The sequence below is a fragment of the Mycobacterium sp. SMC-14 genome (genome assembly GCF_046250075.1).
Taxonomy (GTDB): domain Bacteria; phylum Actinomycetota; class Actinomycetes; order Mycobacteriales; family Mycobacteriaceae; genus Mycobacterium.
On the sequence record NZ_CP176429.1, the window covers coordinates 2,331,322 to 2,343,794 of the forward strand.

Annotated in this window: 18 protein-coding genes; 9 read left to right on the forward strand and 9 right to left on the reverse strand. The window is 63.7% G+C overall.

What is annotated here, in order from left to right:
• Window positions 1–9 precede the first annotated feature (9 nt).
• Entirely contained in the window at window positions 10–897 is an 888-nt protein-coding gene (locus ACKY0W_RS10865; RefSeq protein ID WP_409437546.1) for a hypothetical protein, read from the forward strand.
• Here the strand turns inward: ACKY0W_RS10865 and ACKY0W_RS10870 are convergent.
• The 3 genes from ACKY0W_RS10870 to ACKY0W_RS10880 form a co-directional block, all read right to left on the reverse strand.
• Complete coding sequence (locus ACKY0W_RS10870) at window positions 894–1,718, reverse strand: DUF6498-containing protein (protein WP_409437730.1); 825 nt, start codon at window positions 1,716–1,718, stop codon at window positions 894–896. The two genes, ACKY0W_RS10865 and ACKY0W_RS10870, sit on opposite strands and share 4 nt — an antisense overlap.
• 76 nt (window positions 1,719–1,794) lie before the next feature.
• A complete protein-coding gene (locus tag ACKY0W_RS10875; RefSeq protein ID WP_409437547.1) occupies window positions 1,795–2,718 on the reverse strand; it encodes an NAD(P)H-dependent flavin oxidoreductase in 924 nt (307 codons plus the stop codon).
• Between the two features lie 24 nt (window positions 2,719–2,742).
• Window positions 2,743–3,348, reverse strand: a complete 606-nt coding sequence (locus tag ACKY0W_RS10880; RefSeq protein WP_409437548.1) for a TetR/AcrR family transcriptional regulator — start codon at window positions 3,346–3,348, stop codon at window positions 2,743–2,745.
• Window positions 3,349–3,408: 60 nt separating this feature from the next.
• Here ACKY0W_RS10880 and ACKY0W_RS10885 point away from each other — a divergent pair, with 60 nt between their 5' ends.
• Window positions 3,409–4,047: an O-methyltransferase gene (locus ACKY0W_RS10885; RefSeq protein ID WP_409437549.1), complete on the forward strand. Its 639-nt coding sequence runs from the start codon at window positions 3,409–3,411 to the stop codon at window positions 4,045–4,047.
• 32 nt (window positions 4,048–4,079) lie between these two features.
• Here ACKY0W_RS10885 and ACKY0W_RS10890 read toward each other — a convergent pair whose 3' ends face one another.
• Window positions 4,080–4,880 carry an alpha/beta fold hydrolase gene (locus ACKY0W_RS10890; RefSeq protein ID WP_409437550.1) on the reverse strand — a complete coding sequence of 267 codons (801 nt, stop codon included), beginning with the start codon at window positions 4,878–4,880 and terminating at the stop codon, window positions 4,080–4,082.
• A 132-nt stretch (window positions 4,881–5,012) separates the two neighbouring features.
• Between ACKY0W_RS10890 and ACKY0W_RS10895 the strand changes: the two genes are divergently transcribed.
• Window positions 5,013–5,762, forward strand: a complete 750-nt coding sequence (locus ACKY0W_RS10895) for an MgtC/SapB family protein (RefSeq protein ID WP_409437551.1) — start codon at window positions 5,013–5,015, stop codon at window positions 5,760–5,762.
• 92 nt (window positions 5,763–5,854) lie between these two features.
• Complete coding sequence (locus ACKY0W_RS10900) at window positions 5,855–6,283, forward strand: cellulose-binding domain-containing protein (RefSeq protein WP_409437552.1); 429 nt, start codon at window positions 5,855–5,857, stop codon at window positions 6,281–6,283.
• Window positions 6,284–6,292: 9 nt separating this feature from the next.
• Here ACKY0W_RS10900 and ACKY0W_RS10905 read toward each other — a convergent pair whose 3' ends face one another.
• Window positions 6,293–6,859 carry a dihydrofolate reductase family protein gene (locus ACKY0W_RS10905; RefSeq protein WP_409437553.1) on the reverse strand — a complete coding sequence of 189 codons (567 nt, stop codon included), beginning with the start codon at window positions 6,857–6,859 and terminating at the stop codon, window positions 6,293–6,295.
• Window positions 6,860–6,965: 106 nt separating this feature from the next.
• Between ACKY0W_RS10905 and ACKY0W_RS10910 the strand changes: the two genes are divergently transcribed.
• Together ACKY0W_RS10910 and ACKY0W_RS10915 are read left to right on the forward strand one after the other, a co-directional pair.
• The gene (locus tag ACKY0W_RS10910; RefSeq protein ID WP_409437554.1) at window positions 6,966–7,889 is read left to right on the forward strand and encodes an aromatic alcohol reductase; all 924 of its coding nucleotides are present in this window, start codon (window positions 6,966–6,968) and stop codon (window positions 7,887–7,889) included.
• Between the two features lie 50 nt (window positions 7,890–7,939).
• A complete protein-coding gene (locus ACKY0W_RS10915; protein WP_409437555.1) occupies window positions 7,940–8,101 on the forward strand; it encodes a hypothetical protein in 162 nt (53 codons plus the stop codon).
• 31 nt (window positions 8,102–8,132) lie between these two features.
• Here the strand turns inward: ACKY0W_RS10915 and ACKY0W_RS10920 are convergent, their stop codons facing one another.
• From ACKY0W_RS10920 to ACKY0W_RS10930, 3 genes are all read right to left on the reverse strand, one after another.
• Window positions 8,133–8,342, reverse strand: a complete 210-nt coding sequence (locus ACKY0W_RS10920; RefSeq protein ID WP_409437556.1) for a hypothetical protein — start codon at window positions 8,340–8,342, stop codon at window positions 8,133–8,135.
• 116 nt (window positions 8,343–8,458) lie between these two features.
• Window positions 8,459–9,010 carry a YaeQ family protein gene (locus ACKY0W_RS10925; protein WP_409437557.1) on the reverse strand — a complete coding sequence of 184 codons (552 nt, stop codon included), beginning with the start codon at window positions 9,008–9,010 and terminating at the stop codon, window positions 8,459–8,461.
• A 120-nt stretch (window positions 9,011–9,130) separates the two neighbouring features.
• Entirely contained in the window at window positions 9,131–9,853 is a 723-nt protein-coding gene (locus ACKY0W_RS10930; protein WP_409437558.1) for a hypothetical protein, read from the reverse strand.
• A 270-nt stretch (window positions 9,854–10,123) separates the two neighbouring features.
• Here ACKY0W_RS10930 and ACKY0W_RS10935 point away from each other — a divergent pair, with 270 nt between their 5' ends.
• Both ACKY0W_RS10935 and ACKY0W_RS10940 read left to right on the forward strand, forming a co-directional pair.
• Complete coding sequence (locus ACKY0W_RS10935) at window positions 10,124–10,357, forward strand: hypothetical protein (protein WP_409437559.1); 234 nt, start codon at window positions 10,124–10,126, stop codon at window positions 10,355–10,357.
• The gene (locus ACKY0W_RS10940) at window positions 10,354–10,689 is read left to right on the forward strand and encodes a type II toxin-antitoxin system PemK/MazF family toxin (RefSeq protein ID WP_409437560.1); all 336 of its coding nucleotides are present in this window, start codon (window positions 10,354–10,356) and stop codon (window positions 10,687–10,689) included. The genes ACKY0W_RS10935 and ACKY0W_RS10940 overlap by 4 nt, the downstream gene beginning before the upstream one ends.
• Before the next feature lie 492 nt (window positions 10,690–11,181).
• Here the strand turns inward: ACKY0W_RS10940 and ACKY0W_RS10945 are convergent, their stop codons facing one another.
• On the reverse strand, window positions 11,182–11,712 hold the full coding sequence (locus ACKY0W_RS10945; protein ID WP_409437561.1) for a hypothetical protein: 531 nt from the start codon (window positions 11,710–11,712) through the stop codon (window positions 11,182–11,184).
• 120 nt (window positions 11,713–11,832) lie between these two features.
• On the opposite strand from ACKY0W_RS10945, the gene ACKY0W_RS10950 reads away from it, so the two are divergent.
• On the forward strand, window positions 11,833–12,453 hold the full coding sequence (locus ACKY0W_RS10950; protein WP_409437731.1) for a TetR/AcrR family transcriptional regulator: 621 nt from the start codon (window positions 11,833–11,835) through the stop codon (window positions 12,451–12,453).
• Window positions 12,454–12,473 lie beyond the last annotated feature (20 nt).

Genomic DNA, 12,473 nt, shown 5'->3' on the forward strand with positions numbered 1-12,473 from the left:
GTCGGTGGCGTGCTGATCGGGGTGGCCGCCGCGCTGTTGGCCTGTTTCGGGTACGGGGTTGCCTCGGTTCTGCAGGCCTACGGTGCACGGAATTCTGCTGCGGTGGAGTGTGCCCTCGTCACGTCCGACGGCCGACCGACCCTGCGCTCGACCGCCAACGCGGTGCTGACCACGGCATTCATTGCCGGGATGGTCCTCGACGTCATCGGTTTCGCCGGCAACATCGTCTCGGCGCGGCTGATACCGCTGTTTCTGTCACAGACCATCATCAGCGCCAATCTGATCGTTACCGCGGTGCTGGGCATCGCTGTGCTCGGCGTTCGGCTGCGCCGCCGCGATTGGGTGGCGATCGCGACGGTGATTGTGTCGCTGTGCGTGTTGGGGCTCAGCTCTGGTCAGGCCGGTACAGACACGTCGGGATCGGGGCTGCACTGGGCGCTGCTGTGGCTGGCAATGCTGATCGCCGCGCTCGGGGTTGGTCTCATTCGCCTGCTTGGAGCCCGCGCCGCCATCGCCGCCGGCATGGTCGCCGGTGTCCTCTACGGGGTGATGGCCATCGCGGTCCGGGTGGTCGACGGCGTCGATCCGCTGCAGTTGCCGGTCCTGCTGAAGGACCCGGCGTTGTGGGCGATCGCCATTGCCGGAGCCGGGGGCTTCTACCTGTTTACCGTTGCGCTGCAGCTGGGTTCCGTGAACGGCGCCGTTGCGGCTCTGGTCGTGGGCGAGACGGTGATGCCCGGGATCGTCGGGGTGACGCTGCTCGGGGATACCGCGCGGGCGGGGCTGGGCTGGTTGGTGGCGTTGGGCTTTTGCACCGCGGTCGTGGGTGCGGTGGCCGTCGCCATGTTCGGTGCGGCCGGCCATGCGGATGCGATGGAGCCGGCCGTACTCCGTTAGTTCCTGGCGGCCTTCCAGGGCTGCTCGTTGCGCCGTTGCCGCTCTCGTTCGTTGGCTTGGTCCTTCACCCAGAAATCCTCGAATCGTTCGCCGGGATGCACGTTCGGCAGTCGATCCATCAGCTTGCTCAGTGCGCGTGGGGGCCTCGCCGGCTCCCATTGGGGAACCACTGCGCTGAGTGCCGCAAGACTCTTGAGCACGACGAACACCGTGAACAGTGCACCGGGAGCGTTCGTGACGGCGATCCCGGCGAATCCGAGCAGCAGGGTCATGTGCACGACCATGACGCGGCCCAGGCCGACGTTGGCCGCGGTCTCGATATCGCGGAACGACCATCGGCGCAGATCGACCAGATCGGTGAGGAATTCCAGCGTCAGGAACATCAAGACGCCCAGGCATCCCCAGCCAACGCTGCGCCAGTTCAGATCGATCATCGCAAGCGCGGGCGCACGGTTGTGGATCAGCAGCGCGAGGATGGCCGCCAGGAAGACTCCGTGGGCAGCGCAGAACGCCAGGCTGATGAGGGCGAAGCCGCTCAAGAACGAAGAATTCGACGGGCCGCCGGTCCCCGGGCCCCGGTAGCGGAAGTGCCCGTGCTTGGGGCTTAGGCGTTGGTGCACGGCGATGCGGGCCATCACGAGCAGGCACATCGTGACGTTCTCGAACCAATACACGACCACGGTCGTCGCACCCGACCAATGTTGACCGAACCAGCCGAATGCCGGGACGGCGATGACGCCAAGTACGGCGAACAGATGCAGGGGTGAGAACTTCGAGCGGCGCTGCGCATCCTGCCCGGATTCAGGCCCCGAATCGGGCAGGGTCACGTGTCGTCCATCCCACCATGGCGAACCATTGGATGATCATGGACGTTGCGAGCTCACCTGCGGGCGCGGTTCACAAACTTTCGGTTCGCGCTCGTGCTCCGTCCAGCACCGCTTCGATCTCGCCCCAGGTGCGGCGAATGATCTCGGCCACCGGCAGGAGATCGACGATCCGGGACGACACTTGACCGGTGTTGGCGACGCTGGCCTCCATGTCGCCGTCGAAGTACAGCTCGGTGATCTTGCCCAGCAGTCGCGAATCCGGGTCGTGTGCGGCCACCCGGGCGGCCAGCCCGGTCCGCAAGACCCGCATCGTGGGGTTGCCGGGAACATCGAGAAGCACTGTGCCGGAATCGTTTGCGGCCACGATTGCGTCCTTGAAGTTCGCGTGAACCGCGGCCTCATGGCTGGCCAGCATCCGGGTTCCCATCTGCACGCCCTCGGCGCCCAACACCAGCGATGCCGCAGCCGACCGCGCATCGCAGATGCCACCGGCGGCGATGATCGGCAGGTCCACATTCTCGGCGACCAGCGGTAGCAGCACCATGGTTGAGGCGCCCAGCAATGACTTGAAACCGCCGCCTTCCACACCTTCGACCACCAGTGCATCGACACCGGCGTCGGCGGCTTTGAGCGCGCCCTTGAGTGAGCCGACAACGTGGACCACCGTCATGTCGGCGTCATGCAGCAGTTTGGTGAACAGCGCGGGGTCACCGGCGGAGGTGAAGACATGACGCACGCCGGCTTCGGCCAGGGTGTCGACGATCGACGGATCGCTCTTCCAGCCTTGGATCATGAGGTTGGCCGCCACCGGCTTGTCGGTGAGCTCATGCACCCGCTGCAGATCGGCCCGCCCTTCGGGGGTCAGCGTCTCGATCACGCCGAGCCCGCCTGCCTCGGACACCGCCGCAGCGAGTTCGGCGCGCGCGATGTAGGTCATCGGGGCCTGGACGACGGGGTAGGCGACCCCGAGCAGGGATTGGATGCGGTTGGTCACGGCTTATTCAAGCACCGTGGCTGCCTACAGCTTTGACCAGCGGCGACACATCGACAGAGCGCCGTCGACGACTTCGTCGATGAAGGTGTCATCAACGGCTTCGCCCGTCACGATCACCCGGTAGTGCATTCGGCCGACGAGCCACTCGGCAAGCGCGGCCACGTCGGCATCGGGCGCCAGGTCACCACGGGCGATTGCCCGAACGAACGGCTTCTGGTCGCGAACCCGCTGATCATCGAGGTAGCGAGCCCGAAAGATCTGGGCAAGCTCCGGATCGTGCTGGATCTGCCCTACCAGTGCGCGATAGACGGCGCCCGCATCGTCGACGGTGAGGAAGTGGGCGGTACCGCGCAGATGGGCGCGCAGATCGGACTCCAGGGAGCCGGTATCGGGCGGTTCGAGTTCGGCGGCCGCATCTTCGAGGAAGGCGTCCATCAGGACATCCGTTTTGGAGCTCCACCAGCGGTACACCGTCTGCTTTGCCACCCCCGCCGCCTTGGCGATGCCCTCGACGGTAACGCCCGCGAAACCCTTCTCCACCAGCAGATCGTCGGCCGCATGCAGGATGGCCTCGCGGGCCGCTTCGCTGCGTCCGTGCCGATTGCCGCGATGCGGCTGTGCGCTTGCCACAGCTAGATCTAACACCACCCCAATCTAGACAAGACGCAACGTAGCGTCTAGCGTAGAGATATGACTGCAACCTTGAACCACCCGGAATACACCTCGATCATCGACCGGCTTTTCGCTGATGCGCAGCGCGATGCCGACCGCCGACAGGGCATCTCGCCCAGCGACTACACCGTCGAAGATCGGGCAGAGGCCTTTCAGGACGTCTACCTGCCGGTGGCGCCTGACTCGGGCCGGCTGCTGTACAGCCTCGTTCGTGCGCTGAAGCCGACGACGATCGTCGAATACGGCATGTCCTATGGGATCTCGACGCTGCACCTGGCGGCCGCGGTCCGCGACAACGGCACGGGCCACATCATCACCACCGAGATGAGCTCGCGGAAGCTGGCCGCAGCCCAGGCGACGTTCGCCGAAGCAGGGGTCGGTGACCTGATCACCATCCTCGAAGGCGACGCTCGCACCACCCTCAAGTCCATCAGTGAACCCGTGCAGTTCGTGCTGCTCGATGGCTGGCCCGACCTCGATCTGACGGTGATCAAGCTCCTGGAGCCGGTGCTGGCAACTGGCGCACTGATTGTCGGCGACAACGTAAATCTGGACCCGACTCACGCCTATCTCGACTACGTGCGTGCGCCGGAGAACGGCTACGTCAGCAGCCCGCTGGCGCTTGACACGGGGTTGGAACTGGCTGTCCGCGTGTAGCTTTGGCTACAAGCTGCTGGGCCGGGGCTTCGCTACGAAGCCTCGGCCCGCGCGCTGGGAGCGCTGCCGTCGAGTAGTACGCGTGCGACGAGCTCGGGATCGTCCGCCATCGGCACATGGCCGCAGCCGGGCAGGCGGATGTGGCGGGCCTGGGGGAGCCGCTGTTCGGCGATACGCGCCTGGTAGGGCAGCAGGATCCGATCACGCGCGGCCCATGCGATGGTCACCGCGATGTCCGCGGGGATCTGCCGGTCGAAGACTTCGGCGGCCGGGAAGATCTTCTTCATCGCGGGAATGGCCCGGCGCATGCCGTTGAGGTCGGCCACGAACTCCTGGGCTGGGATCCGCTCGGGGTGCGCCGAGACCACCGAGCCCATCATGTGCCGTGCCCGTGGCGAACGAGCAAGGCGCGGCACCACGGGGGCCAGCATCCGGGCGCTGGTGGTGAGCAAGCGGAAGATCATCCGAACGTAGGCGAAATCGAGGGAGTTGTGCCAGTAGGCAGCGGGGGACAGCACGGTCGCGCTCGCGACCAGATTGTCGGCGGCGGCCTCCATCGCGATCCGGCCGCCCAAAGAGTTGCCGCCGATGTGCGGGCGGTCAAGGCCGAGCTGGTCCAACAGCCCGACCAGTTCGTCGCGCAGCGTTCCCTGTACGTCACCGTTGCGGACCACGAAGTCGTGCGATTCGCCGTGGCCGGGCAGATCGAAGAGCACCACGGTGCGGTGATCGGTCAGGTGCTCGAGCACCGGGTACCAGGCCTGCCTGCGGTGGGTGATCCCGTGGACGAGCACCAAGGGTTCACCGGTTCCATGGATCTCGTACTTAAGCATGTGGGTGCTCCTTTGCGGACATGATCTCGCCCTTGGGCAACGGTAGCCCTGCTGGTGATCGGGCGGGGGCCGTGGGGTGGACTGATGGGCCGTCCAGGTGTAGCCGGTCTCGATACGTGGTAACCCTGCTCGATGACTACGTGGCTGGCGCAGGGATTTTTCACGGGAACAGGACAGGGGACTCGCCAGGTCGTGGAGTTGGTGGCCGCGTTCGGGTTGACCGCGCTGATCGGTCTGGAACGCGAGATCCGGGGCAAAAGCGCCGGGCTCTGTACCCAGACGATTGTCGGCACGTCAGCGGGTCTGATTCTGCTGGTCAGCAAGTACGGGTTCGGCGACGTCATCGCTGCGGGCAGGGTGATCCTGGACCCGTCCCGGGTTGCGGCCCAGATCGTTTCGGGGATCGGCTTTCTCGGCGCGGGCCTGATCATCACGCGCCGCGGCGCGGTGATCGGGCTGACCACTGCGGCGGCAATCTGGGAATCGGCGGCGATCGGGATGGCCGCCGCGGCGGGGCTGCTGCTGTTGGCCGTCGTGGTGACCATGCTGCACTTCGTGATTGTGATCGGGATCGCACCATCGGTGCGAAGAATGGCGACGCGACTGCCCGGTTCGGTACGCGTGCATGTCATTTACCAGGACGGCCGGGGGATCCTACGGAAGCTGTTGGAGGCGTGCGACCTGCATGGCTGGCATCTGACTTCGCTGGTCACCGATTCACCTGTGGTGGCTGGACTGCCAGTCGGACAGCACACCCAGACCGCCGACCAGGTCGGCGTCACGGTGACCTTGTCGGGCCCCCGCGTGATCGAGGCAACGCGAATCCTTGTCGATATCGAGGGTGTTACCCGGATCGATCAGCTCCACGATGACGCCGACTGACGTCACGTGACGGTTTCAGTTGAGCAAAGGTACTGCAGGGTAGCGGCGGCGAGAGGGCCGATATCGCGCGTCCGGTCCTAGGGTTGGTTGCTATGGCGGGGATTCACAGTTGCGTGAAACGCTGCCGTGCAGCGGTTCACGTCGCTGTTGCGGCAGCGATGGTTGTCATGCTCGGATTTGCGACCACTGCCGTGGCTCATGCGGCAGCGGCCACGGCGACGTTGTCGGTGTCCTCGACCTGGCAGACCGGCTTCATTGCCCGCTTCACCATTACCAACTGGGGCGCGGTGCCGATGACCGATTGGCGTCTTGAATTCGACCTACCGGCCAATGAATCCATCTCGCACGCCTGGAACAGCAGCGTTGGCCGATCAGGTACGCACTATGTTCTCGCCCCGGCGAACTGGAACCGGATCATCGCGCCGGGCGGCACGGCCACAGGGGGTTTCCGAGGGGTGGTGTCCGGGACGTACTCGCCGCCGGTGAATTGCATGCTCAACAGGCAGGTTCGCTGCGGCTAGGCGTCTGGCTCAGTCGTGTTTCGCTGCGTAGCGCAGCAGCACCGTGCCACCGGGGAATGTGCGGTTCTCCAACAGCCGCAGTGAGATCCATGACGGCAGAGTGGGGAAGAACGGGGTGCCGCCGCCGATGGCGGTGGGGGCGATCACGATCCGAAATTCATCTACCAGTCCGGCCTGCACCATCGGTGCGGCCAATGTCGCTCCGGCCACCTCCAGGTTGCCGTCGGTTTCGCCTTTCAACTTCCGCACTACTTCGACCGGGTCGCCGCGTTCCAGTCGGGAGTTCCAGTCGACCGACTCCAGGGTGCGTGAGAAGACGACCTTGGGCATGGCGCGCCAGATGCGGGCGAAGTCGACGATCAACGGGGGAGCGTCCGGGGCCTCGTCGGCGGTCGGCCAGTACGCCGACATCAGCTCGTAGAGCCGGCGCCCGTAGCACGACAGCGCGGTCTCCCGCTCGAAGTCGTTCCAGTACTGGTGCAGTTCGTCGCTCGGCTCGCTCCAGTCGATGCTGCCTTGTGCGTCGGCGATGTAGCCGTCCACTGACACGGTGAAGCCGTAGATGAGCTTGCCCATGGAGACCAGTGTGCACCGCAGAGACGGTCGGGAATGCGCCGCCGCCGCCGCGGGTTGTTGTCGCCATCGTTGGCATTCGCCAACGGATCAGCGCCGCGGAGGGATTATGGCGTCGGAGCAATCATCACATCGGGAAGAGATTCTCGTCATCGGAGCCGGCGAACTCGGCGGCAACGTTGTCGCCGCGCTGACGCACCGGGACGACGCGCCGCCGGTGACGGTGCTGCTGCGGCCGTCGGACACACCCCGGCATGCTCAGCTACGCGATGAGTTCGCGGCCCGCGGCGTCGGTATCGTCGAGGCCGACGTTGCGACGGCGACGGCGGCTGAGCTGTCGACAGTGCTTGGACAGTTCCACACGGTGGTGAGCTGCATCGGATTCGCAGCGGGCGCGGGAACCCAATGCAAGATCACCGAGGCCGCGTTGGCGGCGCGGGTTCCGCGATACTTCCCGTGGCAGTTCGGCGTCGACTACGACACCATCGGACGCGACAGTCCCCAGAACCTGTTCAACGAACAACTCGACGTGCGCGAGATGCTGCGTGCCCAGAGCTCCACCGAATGGGTGATCGTGTCGACCGGCATGTTCACCAGCTTCCTCTTCGAACCCGAGTTCGGCGTCGTCGAACTCACCACCAATACCGTTAATGCGCTAGGCAGTTGGGACACCGAAGTCACCGTCACCACTCCCGAGGACATCGGCGTACTCACTGCGGAGATCATCCAGACCCGCCCGCGTATCGCGAACCAGGTCGTCTATGTCGCCGGCGACACGATCACCTACCGCGAACTCGCCGAGATCGTCGGGCGGGCCAGGGGAGCCCAGGTCATTCGCAATGAATGGACCGTCGCGCATCTATTGCACGACCTCGACCGAAACCCCGACGATGGACTGCGGAAGTACCGTGCGGTGTTCGCTCAGGGCAAGGGCGTCGCGTGGCCGAAAGCAGGTACGTTCAACGCCACTCGCGGCATCCCAACCACGACCACTGAGGAGTGGGCGAGCAAACACCTCGGTGCGAGACAGTAAAGCTGGGAAATGTTGCCTCATGCCGCCCGGGGCAAGGGGAGAATTGCTGCATGTCGCCTGTGCTCTGGATCATCGTTGCCGTGCTCGCAGTCGGGACGATCGCCGGCGGGCTGATGCGGATGCGGGCGTGGTTGCAGAGGCCGGTGCCGCCGGAGGTGATTGAGGCCGCGCACCGCGATGACGTCGAGGACGACGATGCCAAGCACAAGTAGTGAGTTGTCCGGTGAGCATTTCGGGCCAGGCTTATGCGATGCTGCTGAAAATCGCCGCAACCAGCCCGCAGAGGGTCAGCACCCCAACCAGCACCGCGGCGTAGATCGCGCGGCGTTGCCGGTGTCGGCGGGCGCTGTCGATCGCCACCGCGATGCTGACGAGCATCAACGCTGCATAGACCGACAGCCCCACTGTCAGCGTCGCCGCGTCTATGGCGCTGGCCAGGGTCACTTCGTGCATGCGGTGAGCCTACGGGGAACACCGAAGCAACTCGCCGTTGGTCGCATCGAAAGCATCACCGCCCGGGAGACGGAAGGTCTTGTGCGTGCGGACACTACGACTTTGGGCTCAGATGCTCACTTCAATAGTTCGGGCGTGAAAGTGGCGTCGACACCGCCCACGGTCATCGTCACCTGGCCTTCCATCACCATTACCTGCGCCGAGACCCGTCGATCGACAGTCCGGGCCAGTTGCTGCACCGATGCGTGCGGTATCTGCACCACCGACAGGTTCGGTAGCCCCGCCACTTTGGGGCCGACGGTGCGCCACCAGGTGGCCACGCCGGCGGCGAACGGGAAGAGCAGCACCTGGTCGGCCTGGCTGGCGGCCTTGCCCAAGGCGCGTTCGTCGGGCTGGCCGACGTTGATCCACTCGAGGATCCGGCCGGTGTAGTCGGTTAGCGCCAAGTCCGGTGCGCCAGGGGTGGACAGGCCCGGCCCGAACGCCAACTCACCGTCGATGTCGCTGAGTCGGTGCGCGCGAAGCCCAAAAGCCAACAATCGCACGACCATCCGCTCGTCGTTCTCACTGGGATGACGGGCCACCGTCAACGTGTGATCGGCGTAGTAACCGTGATCGATATAGGAGACGCCAAGTTCGACTTTGAAGACTGTTGCAGAAAGGGCCACGTCCATAGTGTCCACCCAGGTGGTGCCTCCCGGGGCAGTCGGGCCACGCTAGATCTGCGCGTGGTCGCGCACCCGGATCGCTGATTCAGTGCGCCCTCTCGGTGCTGTGGCTGTCGTCGATCAGAACAGCGCGGTGAAATCGGTCATTAGCTGACTGAAATCTGATGCCGCAGAGGCAGGTTCAGCCGTGGGAAACTCAAACAGCGTCAAAAATGGCGGCTGCCCATCAAAACTGAGCACGTCTTTGAAGCCCGCCGCGTCGCTGATGAAGGTGTTGGTCAGTCCGACCCCGTTGCCGAAGAACCCCTGCACGGTGAATGCGTCAGCGAACCCGACTATCGGGTCGTTCAGATAGGAATTAACGAACATCGGCTCCACACCGCTCAGCCCGAGTTGCACAGGGGTGAACGGGAATAGTGCCAACACGTCTTCAGTGGTCCCGACGTGGGGAAACGTCGAGTCGTCGAGCAGTGCGGTTACTTCTGAATGACTCACGCTTCCCAGAATCGGTATGTCGTACGACGGCATATAAGAAATAGTCGTGTGGGCCGTGTACCACCCATCAGTCACCGGTACGCCAACGGGATCGAGATGGTGTGTGTATGTCGCGACGTTTCCGTTAGAGGCTGTCGGCAATATGGTTAGTTCGCCGGGGAGTGTCGCCACCGGATATGGCGTTGACGACATCGAGAGATAGGGCCAGGCGTCGTCGATGGCGTCAGCGCCGGCGACTGGACTCGCAGCGAGGGCCACACCAAGGCCGGTGCCGAAAGTGACTCCAAGAAGCGCGATTACGCGGTGCGAGTGCAATGACGGATGAGTCGGCATCGCGGGTTCTCCCATCGGATGTCACCGGTACAGTACTGCTGAAAATCGATACGTTTACAAACAATACTACATATTACAAACAGGTGCACCGGTTGCTGTTGGGGGGGCGCGGAGTGGCGGCGTGGTCGCGGGTGGGCGTTCCGGCAGGCCATGGGCGGCGCGGCAAACGTACAGATCTAGGGTGCTGAAACGGGGTGGGGTACCGATAGCATCTGAATCTTGCCTGGCGTTCTTTGCTGAACACACGCGAATGTCCCGTGTCTACATTTCGTCTACACTGATTGCATGGCAGCAGAAACCACGACTGTCCGAGTCCGCCGTCCCGATTCTGAGCGGCTGCAATCTCTAGCCAAGGCTCGCCAATCCGCCGTCATCGATGTCGTGCACGCTGCGATCGACGCCTTGGAGCGGCAGGAATTCTTGCGGGGACTCAACGGGGATTATCAGCGCCTGCGCAACGACCCCGAGCGGTGGGAGCGATACCTGGCCGAGCGTCGCGAGTGGGACACACTGGCTTGATCTGGCGAGGGGAGGTCTACAACGTCGATCTCGGCCAGCCGATCGGACATGAGCCAGCCTTTCGCCGCCCGGCGGTGGTGGTGTCGGTCGACATTCTCAACAATGGACCGGGTGGTCTGGTGGTCGTCGTTCCGATCACGACCGCTGGTTACGGCCTGCGAAGCCATGTCGAACTGGAGCCTGAGTCCAGCGGGCTGGACCACACCTCGTACGCGTGCTGCGACCAACTGCGAGTCGTCTCGATCGAACGGCTGTCATCTCGCCAGGGAATGATCGGTCCAGATCAGATGCAGGCCATTGACCAAGCTCTGCGCTTTGCCCTCGATCTGTGATTCTCAGCTATCGGCATCGCATCGTCGGACGAAAACAATTGGGGTGCAGCGCAACATGGTCCGGCTCGGCGGGGGTTTCGTCAGATGAAACCCCCGAACTTAATCTGACATAATGTACGTTATCGGCGTTAGCGATACCGGCTGGAAGTGGCCGAATCAGATCTGTATCGTCGTTTCCTTCGCCTTGTATGCGGAGTCACCCCTGGAGTCACACCATGGCCAACCATCATCCGTCTCGGTCCTGGCGCGGTTGCCCGATGTGCAAACCGCACAAGCGTCGCGGCGCTGGCCGTGCCGCCAAGGATCCCGTGCAGGTGCGTCGCCGCCTCGGATACGCTCGCCGCTATTCACGGCGTGACGCCAGCCGCGACTGACCCCGACTCGCCCCTGCCTCACCTCCCACTGCGCAACGGCAATACGTCACAGTGACGAAATGATTGGGTGTACCCGGAGTGGGCCTGTCAACGTGAAATCGGTTCTCGGAGTGGCGAATCAGCTCTGAGGTGGCATAGTGCCCCTAAGGGTGTGCATCGTCCGCGCCAGCCGCCGGTGACGATGGGCGAAGAAGTGCCCAAGGATGGTACTCACCAGTGTGCTCGATCCAGGGATGAGTCCAAGCAGCGCCCGTGGGGCTACGGAGATCACGTCGGTGACGATGGTTTTCTCGCCGGCTGTACCGTTCGTCGGTTCCAACGTGCGGTGGTGGACCCAGATACGCATCCCCGTCATTCGGGACTCTTCGCGGAACATCCGGCCCGGCTCGATCTTGGCGATGGTGATGTCGTCGAAACCGACCGGGATGACCCCGAAGAGCAACAGGTAGCTTTTGCCGATCCGGGTGCCAGGTGTCACGTCGCCTATAGACCTGCCGCGGAAGCTACGCGGCATGGTCATCTTGAGATACGGACCCATCTCGTCGTTGATCCCGTCTTGCGAGGTGATCCGCCGCCACACCGAGTCGATCGGAGCGTCGATCACGCTGGCTTTGCGGATTTCCTGTTCATCGGTACGAGCCGATCTCATGTCGTTCCTCTGTTTGGTTGATTTGTGGACGCCGAGCAACCCCTCGCCGTTGTTAGGATCACCTCAATACTGAGGGGAATTCCTTGGTTTGACTACTCGCATTTCGGCAGGAGTTCAGCAATCGCTCCACCAGACCGGTATCGCCCCCGTAAGCAGCCGAAACAGGACCGTGCCAAGGAGACTCGGCAACGGGTGCTTGATGCTGCCGCTCAAGTTTTCTCCGAGCAGGGGTATTCGGCGAGCACGAACCGCATCGCTGAATATGCGGAGCTGTCCATCGGTTCGCTGTATCAGTACTTCCCCAACAAGGATGCGATCCTGCGGGCCCTGATGGACCAGCACGTCGAGGCCAGTATGGCGCTGTTGGTCCGGCGTACCGCCGATGGTCTGCCCGACCGCCTTGAGGACACGCTCCGAATCTTCGTCCGATCGGCCATCGACAACCATCGCGAAGACCCTGGGCTGCATCGTGTGCTCTTCGAGGAAGCTCCGCGATCCCCCGAATTTCTCGACCACCTACATCATCTCGAACGCATGGCAGTTGCGTCGACCGCAAAGCTACTGGCTCAGTACCCAGAAGTGAATGTCAGCGATTCCGCGACCGCCGCACAGATCATCGTCGCGACCATCGAATCGCTCGTCCATCGACTTATCGCGACACCCACCCCGGTTGCCGCAGACGTGACCGAAGACGCGATTGTCGTGATGCTCTGCAGCTACCTCACCGGCAGCACCGGGTGAGATGTTCCAAACGGAAATCA